The sequence below is a fragment of the Pediococcus acidilactici genome (genome assembly GCF_016127815.1).
In the GTDB taxonomy this organism is placed as follows: domain Bacteria; phylum Bacillota; class Bacilli; order Lactobacillales; family Lactobacillaceae; genus Pediococcus; species Pediococcus acidilactici.
The window spans coordinates 167,579-183,482 of the sequence record NZ_CP066046.1; the positions used below are offsets into that span (position 1 = coordinate 167,579).

Annotated in this window: 19 protein-coding genes, 1 other RNA gene and 1 other annotated feature; of the genes, 17 read left to right on the forward strand and 3 right to left on the reverse strand. The window is 43.3% G+C overall.

What is annotated here, in order from left to right; all coding sequences use genetic code 11:
* Positions 1-102 precede the first annotated feature (102 nt).
* The 12 genes from gltX (at position 103) to rplL (ending at position 8,514) form a co-directional block, all read left to right on the forward strand.
* The gene (gene gltX, locus I6H64_RS00785) at positions 103-1,590 is read left to right on the forward strand and encodes a glutamate--tRNA ligase (protein ID WP_036685848.1); all 1,488 of its coding nucleotides are present in this window, start codon (positions 103-105) and stop codon (positions 1,588-1,590) included.
* Between the two features lie 156 nt (positions 1,591-1,746).
* A complete protein-coding gene (gene cysS, locus I6H64_RS00790) occupies positions 1,747-3,165 on the forward strand; it encodes a cysteine--tRNA ligase (RefSeq protein WP_036685851.1) in 1,419 nt (472 codons plus the stop codon).
* On the forward strand, positions 3,158-3,571 hold the full coding sequence (locus I6H64_RS00795) for a Mini-ribonuclease 3 (RefSeq protein WP_004165556.1): 414 nt from the start codon (positions 3,158-3,160) through the stop codon (positions 3,569-3,571). The genes cysS and I6H64_RS00795 overlap by 8 nt, the downstream gene beginning before the upstream one ends.
* Positions 3,564-4,319, forward strand: coding sequence for a 23S rRNA (guanosine(2251)-2'-O)-methyltransferase RlmB (gene rlmB, locus I6H64_RS00800; RefSeq protein ID WP_002832356.1), 756 nt, complete (start codon positions 3,564-3,566; stop codon positions 4,317-4,319). Before I6H64_RS00795 ends, rlmB begins: the two co-directional genes overlap by 8 nt.
* A gap of 136 nt (positions 4,320-4,455) precedes the next feature.
* Positions 4,456-5,037: an RNA polymerase sigma factor gene (locus I6H64_RS00805; protein ID WP_008842297.1), complete on the forward strand. Its 582-nt coding sequence runs from the start codon at positions 4,456-4,458 to the stop codon at positions 5,035-5,037.
* Between the two features lie 53 nt (positions 5,038-5,090).
* The gene (rpmG, locus tag I6H64_RS00810) at positions 5,091-5,240 is read left to right on the forward strand and encodes a 50S ribosomal protein L33 (RefSeq protein WP_002832352.1); all 150 of its coding nucleotides are present in this window, start codon (positions 5,091-5,093) and stop codon (positions 5,238-5,240) included.
* A 12-nt stretch (positions 5,241-5,252) separates the two neighbouring features.
* Entirely contained in the window at positions 5,253-5,423 is a 171-nt protein-coding gene (gene secE, locus I6H64_RS00815; protein ID WP_002832350.1) for a preprotein translocase subunit SecE, read from the forward strand.
* A gap of 90 nt (positions 5,424-5,513) precedes the next feature.
* Positions 5,514-6,062 (forward strand): transcription termination/antitermination protein NusG, encoded by a 549-nt coding sequence (nusG, locus tag I6H64_RS00820; RefSeq protein WP_024862957.1) that lies wholly within the window; start codon positions 5,514-5,516, stop codon positions 6,060-6,062.
* A gap of 128 nt (positions 6,063-6,190) precedes the next feature.
* Complete coding sequence (gene rplK, locus I6H64_RS00825; protein WP_002832348.1) at positions 6,191-6,616, forward strand: 50S ribosomal protein L11; 426 nt, start codon at positions 6,191-6,193, stop codon at positions 6,614-6,616.
* Between the two features lie 91 nt (positions 6,617-6,707).
* Positions 6,708-7,397, forward strand: a complete 690-nt coding sequence (rplA, locus tag I6H64_RS00830) for a 50S ribosomal protein L1 (protein ID WP_002832347.1) — start codon at positions 6,708-6,710, stop codon at positions 7,395-7,397.
* A gap of 47 nt (positions 7,398-7,444) precedes the next feature.
* Positions 7,445-7,570 (forward strand) — a sequence feature (ribosomal protein L10 leader region).
* A 26-nt stretch (positions 7,571-7,596) separates the two neighbouring features.
* Positions 7,597-8,103: a 50S ribosomal protein L10 gene (rplJ, locus tag I6H64_RS00835; protein WP_002832346.1), complete on the forward strand. Its 507-nt coding sequence runs from the start codon at positions 7,597-7,599 to the stop codon at positions 8,101-8,103.
* 45 nt (positions 8,104-8,148) lie between these two features.
* On the forward strand, positions 8,149-8,514 hold the full coding sequence (rplL, locus tag I6H64_RS00840) for a 50S ribosomal protein L7/L12 (protein WP_002832345.1): 366 nt from the start codon (positions 8,149-8,151) through the stop codon (positions 8,512-8,514).
* A gap of 341 nt (positions 8,515-8,855) precedes the next feature.
* On the opposite strand, the gene nrdF is transcribed toward rplL, so the two are convergent.
* From nrdF to nrdH, 3 genes are all read right to left on the reverse strand, one after another.
* Positions 8,856-9,809 carry a class 1b ribonucleoside-diphosphate reductase subunit beta gene (nrdF, locus tag I6H64_RS00845; protein ID WP_002832344.1) on the reverse strand — a complete coding sequence of 318 codons (954 nt, stop codon included), beginning with the start codon at positions 9,807-9,809 and terminating at the stop codon, positions 8,856-8,858.
* A gap of 18 nt (positions 9,810-9,827) precedes the next feature.
* A complete protein-coding gene (gene nrdE, locus I6H64_RS00850) occupies positions 9,828-11,993 on the reverse strand; it encodes a class 1b ribonucleoside-diphosphate reductase subunit alpha (RefSeq protein WP_008841876.1) in 2,166 nt (721 codons plus the stop codon).
* Between the two features lie 92 nt (positions 11,994-12,085).
* Positions 12,086-12,316 carry a glutaredoxin-like protein NrdH gene (gene nrdH / locus I6H64_RS00855; RefSeq protein WP_002832341.1) on the reverse strand — a complete coding sequence of 77 codons (231 nt, stop codon included), beginning with the start codon at positions 12,314-12,316 and terminating at the stop codon, positions 12,086-12,088.
* A gap of 221 nt (positions 12,317-12,537) precedes the next feature.
* Here nrdH and I6H64_RS00860 point away from each other — a divergent pair, with 221 nt between their 5' ends.
* From I6H64_RS00860 to I6H64_RS00880, 5 genes are all read left to right on the forward strand, one after another.
* Positions 12,538-13,143: a class I SAM-dependent methyltransferase gene (locus I6H64_RS00860; protein ID WP_008841874.1), complete on the forward strand. Its 606-nt coding sequence runs from the start codon at positions 12,538-12,540 to the stop codon at positions 13,141-13,143.
* Positions 13,136-13,627, forward strand: a complete 492-nt coding sequence (gene tadA / locus I6H64_RS00865) for a tRNA adenosine(34) deaminase TadA (RefSeq protein WP_036685559.1) — start codon at positions 13,136-13,138, stop codon at positions 13,625-13,627. The genes I6H64_RS00860 and tadA overlap by 8 nt, the downstream gene beginning before the upstream one ends.
* 44 nt (positions 13,628-13,671) lie before the next feature.
* Positions 13,672-13,758: signal recognition particle sRNA small type (gene ffs, locus I6H64_RS00870), an RNA gene on the forward strand.
* A gap of 78 nt (positions 13,759-13,836) precedes the next feature.
* Positions 13,837-15,573, forward strand: a complete 1,737-nt coding sequence (gene dnaX / locus I6H64_RS00875; RefSeq protein ID WP_056985080.1) for a DNA polymerase III subunit gamma/tau — start codon at positions 13,837-13,839, stop codon at positions 15,571-15,573.
* Between the two features lie 15 nt (positions 15,574-15,588).
* Positions 15,589-15,903: a YbaB/EbfC family nucleoid-associated protein gene (locus tag I6H64_RS00880; RefSeq protein WP_002832337.1), complete on the forward strand. Its 315-nt coding sequence runs from the start codon at positions 15,589-15,591 to the stop codon at positions 15,901-15,903.
* Position 15,904: the final 1 nt, after the last annotated feature.

Here is a 15,904-nt window from a genome sequence, read left to right on the forward strand (position 1 = left end):
CAGGAGTCCGGAAGAAAAGTTTTTCCGTGGCTCACTTTATTTCTGTAGTAGATAAATGTAGAATAGAGACATTGTGACATAATTTTGGGAGAGGTGTTAATTTTGGCAAAGCAAGAAATACGCGTGCGATATGCGCCAAGTCCAACGGGACATTTGCATATCGGAAACGCCCGGACAGCTTTATTTAATTATTTATTTGCTCGTCACTACAAGGGAAAGTTTATCTTAAGAATTGAAGATACCGACCAAAGTCGGAATATCGCCGATGGTGAACAAAGCCAAATCGATAACTTGAAGTGGTTAGGCATGGATTGGGATGAAGGTCCCGACAAACCCGGCGATTACGGTCCTTACCGGCAATCTGAACGAAAAGAGATTTACCAACCCCTGATCGACCAGTTGGTAGCGGAAGGCAAAGCTTACGAGTCATACATGACGGAAGAAGAGTTAGCTGCTCAACGCGAAGAACAACGGGCAAACGGTGAAATGCCGCATTACGTTGACGAATACGCTGGATTATCACCTGAAGAAAAAGCCCAAAAGATTGCTGACGCAAAAGCTGCGGGAATTCAACCCGTAATTCGGTTTAAGGTACCCGAACACAAGAAGTACGAATGGGACGACATTGTTAAAGGCCACGTTGCCTTTGATTCTGAAACCATCGGGGGCGACTTTGTTATCCAAAAACGGGATGGCATGCCGACCTATAACTTCGCGGTAGTAGTTGACGACCACATGATGAAGATCAGCCACGTTTTCCGTGGGGACGATCACGTTGCCAACACACCAAAACAATTGATGATTTACGAAGCTTTGGGCTGGGAAGCACCAAAATTCGGTCACATGAGCTTGATCATCAATAGTGAGACTGGTAAGAAGCTCAGTAAGCGGGATGAAACAATCCTTCAATTTATTGAACAATACCGGAGCTTAGGTTACCTACCAGAAGCAATGCTAAACTTCATCGTATTACTCGGTTGGTCTCCAGTGGGCGAAAGCGAAATCTTTACCCAACGCGAATTCATCAAGATGTACGATGAAAAACGGTTAAGCAAGTCTCCAGCGGCGTTTGACGCGAAGAAGTTAGAATGGATTAACAACCAATACGTGAAGGCTGCTGATGAGGATCGCATTATGCATTCCGCATTGCACCAATTGATCAAGGCGGGCAAGATTGAAACTGATCCTGCTCCAATGAAGATTGAATGGGCTCGTAAGTTAATTAACTTGTTCAAGCGGCAAATGAGTTACACCGCGCAAATTGTTGATTTTGCTGAACTATTCTTTAACGGTCCGGAAGACATTGACGAAGAAGCTAAGGCAGAAATGGCTAAGGACGATGCTTTACCAGTGCTTAAGGCTTTGGAAAAGAAGTTTGCTGACTTAGAAGTCTTTGATACGGTAAACATCTTGGCGGCTATTAAGGCGGTTCAAAAGGAAACCGGCGTTAAGGGTCGTAAATTGTGGATGCCGATTCGGATTGCAATTACTCACGAAATGCACGGACCAGAATTGCCAGAAAGCTTGGAATTATTGGGCCACGAATTATCGATGAAGCATTTGCGGACAATGATTGAAGAATTAAGCTAAATAAAAATAATTAGTTCATTTAATGAATGATTAAAAAGGGGCTGGAAAAGTAATTTCCTGAGGGAGAATGCTTTTTGGGCCTCTTTTCTTCTTTGCGTTAGCTTTTGTTTTCAATTATCATTAGGAGAGATAAAAATCCCCTGAGGGAGTGAAAAAATGATTAAACTATATAACACGATGACTCGTTCAAAGGAAGTTTTTAAACCTTTAGTTGATCAGCAGGTCTCCATGTACGTATGTGGACCAACCGTGTACAACTACATTCACATTGGAAATGCCCGCAGCGTAATTGCGTTTGATACCATTCGCCGTTACCTAGAATACCGCGGTTATCAAGTTCGATTTGTGTCTAACTTTACCGACGTCGACGATAAAATGATTAAGGCAGCCCAAGCCGAAAACATCACGGTTCCGGAACTAGCGGAACGCTACATTGCGGCTTTTAAGGAAGACGTTCAGGCATTGAACGTGGAACCAGCGACCGTAAATCCGCGGGCAACTGAAAACATTACGGACATCATTGCCTTTGTGGCGGACCTCATTGAAAAAGATTACGCCTACGTTGTGGAGGGCAACGTGTATTACCGGGCCCGTCGTTTTAAAAATTACGGCGCACTTTCCCACCAAAATATCGATGAGCTAGAACAGGGTGCCAGCCAACATATTAACGACGAAGAAACGGCGCAAAAAGAAGATCCGATCGACTTTGCGTTGTGGAAGGCTGCTAAACCTGGTGAAATTGCTTGGGAAGCTCCATGGGGGAAGGGCCGTCCCGGTTGGCATATTGAATGCTCGGTCATGTCAACTAAGTATTTAGGCGACACCTTTGATATCCACGGGGGCGGCGAAGATTTACAATTCCCGCACCACGAAAATGAAATTGCTCAAAGTGAAGCCCGGACCGGCGTGCAATTTGCCCGGTACTGGATGCATAACGGATTTGTGACCGTGGGCGACGATAACGAAAAGATGAGTAAGTCCCTCGGCAACTTTGTCACGGTGCACGACTTAATTAAGCAAGTTAACCCACAAGTTTTGCGGTTCTTAATGTCGACCACCCAATATCGCAAGCCAATTCAATATACTGAAACCAGCCTGCAAGACGCGAAAAACAACTTGGAAAAGTTGCAAAACGCCTACGTTAATTTAAATTATCGCCTCCAAACCGCTGATGGAGCTGCTGATCCAGCAGTTGACCAACAAGCCGCAGCGTTGCAAGCTGACTTTGTGGCGGCCATGGACGACGATTTTAACGCCCAAAACGGGATTACGGTAGTTTACGAATTTGCCCGCTTAATTAACGTTTATAGCGAACAAGCAACGGTAAGTCATGAACAAAGTGCCCGCTTAGCAAAACAATTTGCGGAAATGGCAGCAATTTTTGGTATTGAATTAGCAACCGCAACGGAAGCCCCAGCTGACGAAAAAATTGAAGCGCTCGTTAAGCAGCGTGACGCAGCCCGGGCTGCGCGCGATTTTGAAACTAGCGACCGTTTGCGGGATCAATTAAAAGAAATGGGGATTATTCTAGAAGATACCCCTCAAGGAACGCGTTGGAGAAAAAAAGATGAGTAAAGAGATTAATTATCAAGCAATTAACGGAATCGCCCTTGCTTATTTAGGGGATGCGGAATATGAAGTTTACATTAGAAGACATTTGATTGAAGAGGGCATGACCAAACCGAACCGGTTACACCACGTGGCAACCCGCTACGTGTCAGCAAAGGCCCAAGCGGCGTTAATTGACGCAATGCAAGAAAATGATTTTCTCACGGAAGCGGAATGGGAAGCCTTTAAAAAGGGCCGTAACGCTAAAAGCCACACTTCGGCTAAAAACACTTCCGTTTTAACGTATCGGATTTCGACTGGATTTGAAGCAATCGTTGGTTATTTATCCTTAACCAACCAAACTGAACGCCTAGACGAATTTGCACAGTGGTGCATTGATAAAGTAGAGGAAGGAAAATTACGTATTGAATAACGAAAACAAACAACAACCGGACTTCGTAATCGGCCGGCATCCGGCGATGGCTAGCTTAAAAAGCGGTCATTCGATCAATAAGGTTTTCATTCAAGAAGGCTTAAAATCGGAAAGTATCGGCCAAATTATTGCAAAGGCTAAGAAGCAGGGGCTGGTGATTCAACGGGTTTCTAAATCTAAATTGGATACGCTAGCTAACGGGCAAAATCATCAAGGAGTAGTTTTGGCGGTAGCATCCTTTGAATATGCTTCCTTAGAGCAAGTTTTTGAATTAGCAGAGTCTCGTAACGAAGCGCCGTTTGTGGTGATTTTAGATGGAATCGAAGATCCGCATAACCTCGGTTCGATTTTACGGACGGCAGATGCTGCCGGAGTTCATGGGGTAATTATCCCGAAACGGCGGGCGGTAGGTTTGACCAGCACGGTTGCCAAAACTTCGGCCGGGGCCATCGAACGGGTGCCCGTAGTACAAGTTAATAACTTAGTGAACACTTTGAAGGAATTAAAGGATCGTGGTTTATGGATCTTTGGCACTGATATGGCAGGCACCGACTATCGGCGTTGGGATGCTACTGGCCCAGTTGGCTTAATCATCGGTAACGAAGGTAAGGGAATGGCGCGACTTACCAAAGAAAATGTTGACGAGATGTTAACCATTCCTATGGTGGGTGACATTCAAAGTTTAAACGCGAGCGTTGCCGCTGGTTTATTGATTTATCAAGGATACAGTTCCCGTCATCCGTTATAAAACTAATTAACGAATAATTGACTGAAAAGTCGGTTATTCGTTTTTTTAATCCAAAAAACCCGGTTGGTTGTTCAAAAAAGGCTTGGTAGCATAACTTTTCGTAAAAGTAAGCGATTACAAAAAAGGAGAGGTTATAGTGCAACAAGTTGATTTAGACGAAGCCAAAATTATTGCGGAGGTCAAGGCAGATGACACGCACAATTTTGAACGATTGTTTAACAAGTACCACCCGATTATCAAAAAGATGCGCCAAAAGTACACCATCCGAAGTTTCGATTGGGATGATTGGATGCAAGAAGGTCGGATCGTCTTTTTTAACTCGGTGGTTAATTACGATGCGGATTTAAAAATTACGTTAGGAGCTTTTTTCAAAAATAATTTCCGCAACCGCATTTTTAGCATTTTACGTTTTGAAATGGCATATAAACGAAAGGCGGGCTTTGCCGCGCAGTCGTTAGAAGAGTTGGAAGAAGAAGCCGAGGTCTTGGGACAACAGGTTTCCCGGATTACTCCACAGAACCAGTTGATGGTTAAAGAAACGTATGCGGAGTATGAAACGTTGTTGTCGCCATTTGAAAAGGAAGTTTCGGTCTTGCTTTTTCAAGGGCTACGGCCGGATCAGATTGCAGAACGGCTGGGATACGACGTTGCTAAAATTCAAAACGCGTTACTTAGGTGTAAACAAAAGTTAAGCCGCCAATTATACGAACACCGCTAATTGACATTCAGAAAAGAGCATGCTAAAGTTGAGTGACGATAAGGAGGGGTTTTATGTCCCAGAAAAAGATTGCTTTAGCATGTACGGTTTGCGGATCGCGAAATTACACAATTGTTGCGAATCCACAACGTACGGAACGTTTAGAAGTTAAAAAATATTGCAAACGTTGCAATAAGCACACCCTTCACAGTGAAACCAGATAGGAGGCGGGACATATGTTTCGGTTTTTAAAAAGCATTGGACAAGAAATGAAGGAAGTTGACTGGCCTAATTTTCGGCAGTTAAGACATGATTCGGCAACGGTAGTTTCCACGTCATTGTTCTTTGTGGCCTTCTTGGCACTGGTAGACTGGTTGATTCAATTATTCTTAAAGTTGTTTATCTAAATGGCTTTATGGGGATAATTTTGTTATAATTTGATTGTTGGTAAAAACTTCGTGTCTACGGAGTTTTTTTATTTTGGAAAAGGAGCGCTAATTTTGGAATCTGAAGAAAAGAAATGGTACGTTTTACATACTTACTCTGGTTACGAAAATAAAGTTAAAAATAACTTAGATTCTCGGGCAAAGTCCATGGGAATGGAAGACTACATTTTTCGGGTAGTCGTACCGGAAGAAGAAGAGATTGAAACCAAGAACGGTAAGGAAAAAACGGTTAAGAAAAACGAATTTCCGGGCTACGTATTGGTGGAAATGGTGATGACTGATGATTCCTGGTACGTGGTCCGGAATACACCGGGCGTAACCGGGTTCATCGGTTCTCATGGTTCCGGAAGTAAGCCAACGCCGCTGTTACCTGAAGAAGTTGACCGGGTGCTTCGTCGTTTAGGAATGACGGCTCGTCACGCGGATATTAACGTAGAAGTCGGCGAACTAGTTACCATCGTTGACGGAGCATTCGAAGGTTTGACTGGTAAAATTACCGAAATCGACCACAATAACATGAAACTGAAGGTTAACATTGACATGTTTGGTCGGGAAACCAGCACCGAATTAGATATCGACCAAATCGACAAAATTGATTAATTTCTAGTTTGATAATTTTTTTGGTCTATGGTAATATATCGTAGTATGCCTTGCATACTTAATGTGGGAGAAGAAATATAAATCTTCATCGTGACCACACACGGACTTATTTTAAGGAGGTACGTCTCGTGGCAAAGAAAGTAGCAAATATTGTTAAATTGCAAATTCCTGCAGGAAAAGCAACTCCAGCTCCACCAGTTGGACCAGCTCTTGGACAAGCAGGTATTAACATCATGGGATTCACAAAGGACTTTAACGCACGTACAGCTGACCAAGCTGGTATGTTAATTCCAGTTGTGATTACCGTTTATGAAGACCGTTCATTCGACTTCATTACAAAGACACCACCTGCTTCAGTTCTATTAAAGAAGGCTGCTGGTGTAGAACATGGTTCCGGCGAACCTAACACAAAGAAAGTAGCTAAGGTTACTTCTGCACAAGTTAAGGAAATCGCTGAAACAAAAATGCAAGATCTAAACGCTGCAGACGTTGAAGCTGCTATGCGCATGATCGAAGGTACAGCTCGTAGCATGGGCTTCGAAGTCGAAGGCTAATACGAAACTGTCGGATACTCTACTAAAGTAGATGTATCAAAGTGGGAGGAAAATCCGCTATAACCACATTTGCTAGGAGGAAAACACACAGATGGCTAAAAAAGGTAAAAAGTTTCAAGAAGCTGCAAAGCAAGTAGATTCGCTTAAAGCATACGCACCAAAAGAAGCTCTTGAATTAGTTAAGAAAATTGATTTTGCAAAGTTCGACGCTACTGTTGAAGTAGTTTACAAGTTGAACGTTGACACAAAGCAAGCTGACCAACAATTACGTGGTGCCGTTGTTTTACCAAACGGTACTGGTAAAGAACAAACCGTAGTTGTATTTGCTAAGGGTGCTAAGGCTGACGCAGCTAAGGCAGCTGGTGCAGACGTCGTTGGTGACGATGACTTAGTTCAACGCATCCAAGACGGTTGGTTAGACTTTGACGTTGCCATTGCAACTCCAGACATGATGGGCCAAGTAGGTCGTTTAGGACGGATCTTAGGACCTAAGAACTTAATGCCTAACCCTAAGACTGGTACAGTTACAATGGACGTTGAAAAAGCAGTTGCTGATTCTAAGTCTGGTAAGGTTACATACCGTACCGACCGCGACGGTAACGTTCATATGCCAATTGGTAAGGTTTCATTCGAAGCTGACCAATTACTTGGTAACTTACAAACAATCAACGATACAATTGTTCGTTTACGTCCAGCATCTGTTAAGGGTGCTTACATCCAAAACGTTTCAGTTGCATCAACGTTTGGACCAGGAGTTAAGGTTGACTTTACTCAATTCTAAATTCTCTTGATTAGTTCTTCGGTCTGTGATATATTATCAAGAGTGAGTTATAACTGAATAATTTACCTAAGACTCAGGTGGCCTTGTTTTGGCCTTAATATATTGCCTGCCGAGGAACGTATGAATTAATTCGTGTCTCAGAGTCTTTGAGTCACGAATTTTTTTATAGTTCAAACAAATCTCCAGGAGGTGAAACACATTGAGTAAAGAAGCTATCGCAAAGAAAGCTGCAATTGTTGATGAAGTTGCAGAAGAAATGAAGAACGCTGTTTCCGCAATCGTTGTTGATTCACGTGGTTTAACAGTTGCTGAAGTAACTGACTTACGTAAACAACTTCGTGATTCTGGAATCAAGTTCCGCGTGATCAAAAACAAGATTTTGACTCGCGCTGCTGAACAAGCAGGTTTTGAAGGTATGGATGATATTTTCGTTGGTCCTTCAGCCGTTGCATTTTCTGCTGAAGATGCCGTTGCCCCTGCTAAAATTTTGAAGCAATTTGCTGACAGCAACGACAACCTTTCCATCAAGGGTGGGGTTATCGAAGGTAAAGTGGCTGATATTGATACAATCAATACCTTCGCTACGATGCCTAGTCGTGAAGACTTGCTTGCAATGCTTGCTAATGAATTCATGTCACCAGTACGTGACGTTGCATACGCTCTTAAGGCTGTTGCTGATAAGAAGTCTGAAGAAGACGCTGCATAATCATTACATTACATTTAATTACAATTAATATTGGAGGAAACAAAAATGGCATTAGATAAAGACCAATTTATTGAAGACTTAAAAGGTGCTTCAATTTCTGACTTAAACGATCTTGTTAAAGCAATCGAAGACGAATTCGGTGTTTCAGCTGCTGCTCCAGTTGCTGCTGCAGGTGCTGCTGGCGGTGCTGCAGAAGCTAAGACATCATTCAACGTTGAACTTACTGGCGCTGGCTCAGCTAAGATCAAGGTTATCAAGGCAGTTCGTGAAATCACAGGCGCTGGCTTGAAGGACGCTAAGGACATGGTTGATAACGCTCCTACAGTTATCAAGGAAGACCTTTCCGAAGACGAAGCAAACGACATGAAGGCTAAGCTTGAAGAAGCTGGTGCTACAGTAGAAGTTAAATAAGTTTAATTTCTACAAAAACCACCTTATCCCGGTTATACCGGAATATAGGTGGTTTTTTTGTGCTTTCATAAACGGGATATGGTGGATATTAATGTGGTACTTTTGTGGGTACATGGAAATCAGTGTACCCACCTATGTACTTTAAAGGACGTAAGAGCAATTGGAGCATTATATAAGTAAACTTCCAAACGTACTGTGGTAAGGACTTGTTAGCGATGTTAAAAGGGAGGTTAGGTAGAGAGAAAGACAATGGATTTTATAGAACAAAAACAGCGCCCAGAATTTTCATCCTGAGCGCTGTTAATTTTTAGGGATTATTCGAATGTTAGTAAATTAGTTGATTAAATTTCGTAGTCTTCGTCACTCATTGGTTCTACGTTACCTAGACGGTAGCCATTACCAACTTGAGAGAAGAAGTCGTGATTAGATGTTCCGGTAGAAATTCCGTTCATGACGATTGGGTTAACGTCAGCTTCCGTATCGGGGAAGAGCGGGTCTTGACCCAAGTTCATTAACGCTTTGTTAGCATTATAACGGGTGAAGGTTAACACTTCTTCCGTCCAACCAACTTGATCGTAAACTTTATGAACGTATTTTTCTTCGTTAGCGTAAAGGTCGTATAAGAAGTTATACATCCAATCCTTAAGTTCTTGTTGTTCGTTTTCGCCAAGGTCTTTCATTCCTAATTGGAACTTGTAACCAATGTAAGTTCCATGCACAGATTCGTCACGAAGGATTAATTTAATGATTTCAGCAACGTTGTTTAGCTTGTTATGACCCAGGTAATAGAGTGGGGTGAAGAAGCCAGAGTAGAACAAGAACGTTTCGAGGAACACGCTGGAAATCTTCTTTTTCAATGGGTGACCATCATCATGATATAAGTCATAAATAAACTTAGTTTTGTTTTGGAGAAACTCTTCAGAGTCACTCCATTCAAAAATTTCATCAATTTCTGTAGGAGTATTCAACGTTTCAAAGATTGATGAATAACTTTTAGCATGGACAGATTCCATGAATTGAATGTTATTCAAAACGGCAGTTTCGTGCGGTGTCCGAACATCCTTACGTAAGGCTGCCATCCCGTCTTGTGATTGTAAGGTATCGAGGAGAGTCAAGCCCCCAAAAACGTGTCCAACCACCCATTGATGGTCCTCATCAAGTTCACGCCAATCACTAAGATCGTTAGAAATTGGAATTCGGGTGTCTAACCAAAATTGTTCGGTTAGCTTTTCCCAAGTTGCTTTATCAATCTGATCCGAAATTGCGTTCCAGTTGATTGCTTCATAATTTGCCATTATACAAATCCTCCATCGTTAAATTGAGCAGCTTTCACATTGGTTAACGCCGACTTCGCCATCATTATCCGTGAAGGTCCGAATGTAGTAAATCGACTTGATCCCTTCGTGGTGTGCGTAATTGCGCAGGATATTTAAATCGCGAGTCGTCATTTTGTTTGTTCGACCATTCTTCCAGTCGTAAATCCCGTCTGGAATGGTTGAGCGCATGAAGAAGGTCATGCTCATTCCTTGATCCACATGTTGTTGCGCAGCGGCGTAAATATCAACAACTTTGCGCATGTCAATATCATAGGCCGACTGATAATATTTTAACGTATCATTGGACAAATATGGGGCTGGATAGTAAATTTTTCCAATTTTCTTTTCTTGGCGTTCTTCGACCCGGTTAACGATCGGCTGTAAACTAGCTGTCGCGTCGTTAATGTAAGAAATTGAACCGGTTGGGGCAACCGCCATTCGGTTTTGATGGTAAAGGCCGTCTTGCATAACGGCTTGTTTTAGGTCTGCCCAGTCTGCGGTAGTCGGAATGTCGATTCCTTGGAAGAGTTCCTTTACCCGTGCTGACTTAGGTCCAAAGTCCTGAGCTAGGTATTTATCAAAGTATGAACCATCTGCGTACTTGCTCTTTTCAAAGTTGTGGAAAACTTGTCCGCGTTCTTTAGCAATCTTGTTGGAAGCCCGGAGCGTCCAGTAGTTAAGCAACATGAAGTAAACACTGGTGAATTCAACGGAATCAGGTTCGCCATAGTAGAGGTGGTTCTTTGCTAAGTAACCGTGTAAGCCCATTGCGCCAAGCCCAATCGTGTGGGCAAGGGCGTTTCCGTGTTGGATTGACGGTACTACGTCAATATCGGAATGGTCGGTTACGAAGGTCAACGCCCGAACCATGGTTTCTACCGATTTACCAAAGTGCGGAGTTGCCATCATATTAACAATGTTTGTGGAACCTAAGTTACAACTAATGTCGGTTCCTAACTCCGTGTAGTTTTGTTTGTTGTCAATTACAGAAGGAGTTTGAACCTGCATAATCTCTGAACAGAGGTTACTCATTACGATCTTACCGTAAATTGGGTTTTCCCGGTTGGCAGTATCCACGTTCACCACGTAAGGGTAGCCAGATTCTTGTTGGAGCTTCGAAATTTCATTTTCGATATTTCGCGCTTTAACTTTGTATTTCTTGATTTCCGGGTTGTTAACTAAGTTGTCGTATTCCTTCGTAATATCTACGTAAGCGTAAGGTTTACCGTAAACTTTTTCAACGCTGTAAGGGCTGAATAAGTACATGTCTTCGTCATGCTTAATCAATTCGTAGAATTTATCGGGAACTACGACACCCAATGAAAGGGTCTTAACCCGAATCTTTTCGTCGGCGTTTTCCTTCTTAGCTGAAAGGAAGGAAACGATGTCCGGATGGAAAACGTTTAGGTAAACTACACCGGCTCCTTGCCGTTGACCAAGTTGGTTAGCGTAAGAAAAACTGTCTTCGAGCAATTTCATTACGGGAACTACGCCACTTGCAGCGCCTTCGATTCCCTTAATCGGTGCGCCAGCTTCCCGCAGGTTAGTGAGGTTAATTCCGACCCCGCCGCCTAATTTGGAAAGTTGCAGGGCAGAGTTAATCGTCCGGCCAATCGAGTTCATGTCGTCATTAGCCTGAATTAAAAAGCAAGAGACTAGTTCACCACGATGTTTTCTACCAGCATTTAAAAAGCTAGGGGTAGCTGGTTGATAACGTTGGTGAATAATTTCGTCAGCAATTTGCATTGCTAACTCTTCGTCGCCATCACCAAAGTAAAGGGCGTTCATGGCAACGCGGTCAACGAAGTTTTCTAAGTAATATTCGTTATCGTTAGTCTTTAAAGCGTATTGGGCATAGAATTTATAAGCCGCCATGAAAGAGCGGAAATGGAAATTTTGTGCACGCAAATAATCGTAAAGCTTTTCAATGAAGTCAAAGGAATATTTTTCCATAAGTTCGGCTTCAATGTAGTCTTCCTTAAGGAGGTAGTCAAAGCGTTCACGCAGGCTTGCAAATTGCTTGGTGTTAGCTTGCACGTTTTCCTTTAGAAAGGCTGCAAGGGCTTCTTGATCCTTATGTAGCGGAATTTGGTTGTCAACGGGGATGTTGATTTCATTGTTTAAGTCGTAATAGGTAACGTCGGTTAGATCTTTTAAGCTCATATTTGGGTGTACTCCTTAAATTTCGAAATAAAAAAACGCTCCATCTGTAACAAAGGAACGTGGACACTAAATCAACAAACTAACAATTTAAATTAAATCGCTAATTTTTTTAACAAGTCTGGACGAAAACCAGCAATTGCATCATCTTCAGAAAATTGAACTACGGGAACGGCTTGGAAACCGCGGCCTTTTAATTCGTCAATATATTCTGGATGTAAGTTGATGTTGCGTTCTTCAAATTCAACTCCGTTTTCACTTAGAAAACGCTTGGTCATTTTGCATTGCATGCAATTGTTTTTAGTGTAAACAACGACTTTTTTCATGGTGACTCCCCCTCTTATTTATTCTTTCTGTCTGCATTTAAGTATACAACATTTCGGACCGATTTCAACAAAAAAGCACATCATCTTGTGGCTTTAACGGGTCTAAACCACCAGATGTTGTGCTACGTCGGCATTCGCCGAGCAATAAAAATTATTTTAATTAAGTTGGTATCCAAATTTACAATACGTTATCATACTAATAGAGATTGGAGGACTTTTCAATGACAGATTATTATTTCACGGAGAATCCTAACGTGGAACACGATGAAAAGCATTGGCGTTACACACTTTTGGGGCACGAATTAAATTTTGTGTCGGACAACGGAGTTTTTTCAAAGAACACCCTTGACTTTGGTACCCGGACATTATTAGAAGCTTTGCCACTGGATGTTCCCCAAAGTTCAATTTTAGACGTGGGCTGCGGATATGGTCCAATGGGAATTGCGCTAGCTAAGCAATTCCCTGAAGCACGAGTGGAGATGACCGACGTTAACGAGCGGGCGTTAGCACTTGCCGAGCGGAATGCAGAAGCCAATGGCGTAGCTGCACGTACACGAGTTTACCATTCGGATGCTTACGAAGCGGTAGCTAAAACTGATTTTACAACGGTCGTTTATAATCCGCCGGTTCGGGCCGGAAAAACGGTGGTAAACGCCATCATTACCGGTGCTAAAGAGCACTTAACGAAGGGCGGCCAGCTGATCATCGTTTTACAAAAGAAGCAGGGGGCGCCATCCGCAAAGAAATTAATGGCGGAAACTTTTGGCAACGTAACGGTATTAAAGAAAAGTAAAGGATATTACATTTTAAGAAGTGAACATGAGTAAATTAAGTGAAGCAGAAGTGCAATTTTATATGGGAGAGGCTTTAAAGGAAGCCCAGTTTGCCAAAATGATTGATGAAGTGCCGATCGGAGCCGTAGTGGTGCACGATGGCAAAATTATTGGCCGGGGACATAACCTCCGGGAACACTCCCAAGACGCGACCACGCATGCCGAGGTGTTGGCCATTACGGAAGCTTGCGCGTATTTACGAAGCTGGCGTTTGTGGGATTGCCAATTATTTGTCACGATTGAACCGTGCTTGATGTGTAGCGGGACAATCATCAATTCTCAAATCCCGGAAGTGTACTTTGGCGCACGGGATCCGAAGGCGGGCGCAGTCCGAAGTTTGTATACGGTCTTAGAAGATCAACGTTTAAATCACCAGGTGGAAGTCCGCGAAGGGGTGGCTGCAGACCAAGCGGCCGGGTTAATGAAAAGTTTCTTCAAGGCAATTCGCGAACGTCGAAAAAAAAAATCGGTAAAATAGTGGAAATTTTATTAAAATTCGAGTATCATAATTATTGCCGTAAGGCCTTGAGGCAAGGTTGGACTTACGAATTGTGTCAGGTCCGGAAGGAAGCAGCACTAAGTATGCTCTGGCTTGTGCCTTAAGTTATTGAGCAAATCAACGGAACTCTTAGTCCATCGGGGCTAAGGGTTCTTTCTTTAAAAACAGAAATCGGGGAAGGAAATTTAATGAGTTATCAAGCATTGTACCGCGTTTGGCGGCCGCAGAAGTTTGCCGACATGGTTGGTCAAGAAGTGGTTACCAGAACTTTGAAAAATGCGTTAATAACTAAGCAGACTAGTCATGCGTATCTGTTTACGGGTCCCCGGGGGACGGGGAAGACCTCGGCAGCTAAGATTTTTGCTAAGGCGGTTAACTGTCATTACTTAAAAGATGGCGAACCGTGTAATGAATGTGCGACTTGTCGGGCAATCACGGACGGTAATTTAAATGACGTGATTGAAATTGACGCGGCCTCGAACAACGGGGTCGAAGAAATCCGTGATATCCGGGATAAGGCCAAGTATGCGCCCACGGAAGCAGACTATAAGGTTTACATCATCGACGAAGTGCACATGCTATCCACGGGAGCCTTTAACGCCCTGTTGAAAACTCTCGAAGAGCCACCGACTAACGTGATCTTTATTCTGGCAACGACCGAGCCCCAAAAAATCCCGCTAACAATTATTTCGCGGACCCAGCGGTTTGATTTTAAACGCATCACCCCGACCCAAAGTTACGACCGGATGGTTTATATTTTGGAACAAAAGGGGATTGAATACGATCCTAAGGCGTTATCAATCATTGCCAAGGCTGCGGAAGGCGGAATGCGGGATGCACTCAGTATTCTTGACCAGGTCATCTCGTTTGGAAACGAAACGGTAACGATGGACAACGCGTTGCTGGTAACCGGGAGCGTTAACCAGCAGTTACTGGATCAATACCTAACCCAGATTTTCGAAAAGGATACTCCCGCAGCGTTAGAAACGTTGCACCAAATTTTGGACGAAGGTAAGGACGGTCAGCGGCTGATTGAAGATCTGATTGCGGTAGAACGCAACCTGCTTTTATACCAAGAAGATCCCCAACTAGTTAAGGAACAGAGTTTGAGCGACCTTAGCGAAGACTTTGTCAAAGAAGCGGACATGGTTAGCGGCAGCGAGTTGTACGAAATGATTGACACGTTAAACCAGATTCAACAACAAATGCGGTTTACAACGCACCCTGACGTTTACCTGGAAGTGTTGACGATTAAGCTCTCTCAGCGGTCCGCAACGCCGACGAGTGCGACAGCAGATAACGAAGAGGTGCAACAGCTTAAAAATGAAGTTGACCGTTTGCAGGGGGAAGTTAAGCGCCTCAAAGAGCGGGCAACTTCTGCCGCCTCCGCGCCTGCTAAACCAGCCTCCGCAGCGCCGAAAAAACGGGCTTCGGGAAGTCGCAACGTGAAGACGCCGGCCAACCTGACTAAAATTTACCCGATTTTGGAGAACGCCACTAAAGATAGCTTGGTGGAAATGCAAAATCTTTGGCGCGACTTGATGGATATGCTATCGGTCACGAAACGAGCCTTGATGCACGTTTCTAAACCAGTGGCTGCCAGCGAAGAGGGCGTCGTGGTGGCTTTCGATTATGACTTTTTGTTTGAAAAGGCTGTGGATAATGAAAGCTTGCGTAACGAATTACAACAAAATTTGGCTAAGCTAACTGGTTCAAATTACCAAGTTGTCTATGTTACAGTTGAAGAGTGGCCAACGGTGCGGGCAGAATTTATTAAAACGCACCATTTAAGTAAGGAAACCGAAAGTGCATCTAAAGAGGAAGCACCGTCCCAACCAACGACGGTGGCCCCTGAAGATAGCGCCGTAGTGGAAAAGGCTGTGGAACTATTCGGTTCCGAAAACGTTAATGTAAAAAATGATTAAAGGATGGTAATGACTATGCGTGGTGGAATGGGAAACATGCAAAATATGATGCGTCAAGTACAAAAGATGCAAAAACAAGTGACGGAAGAACAAGAACGACTAAACGAAACTGAATTCATCGGCGTTGCACCCGATGACATGGTGAAGGTAACCTTTACCGGAAACCATAAGATGAAGGACATCGTTATTAATCCAGAAGCCATTGACGAAGACGACCCCGACATGTTGCAAGATTTAGTAGTTGCCGCGGTTAACGACGCAATGAGCAAAATCGACAGTGAAACCAACAAGACCATGGGGAAATACACTAAGGGAATTCCCGGACTATAAA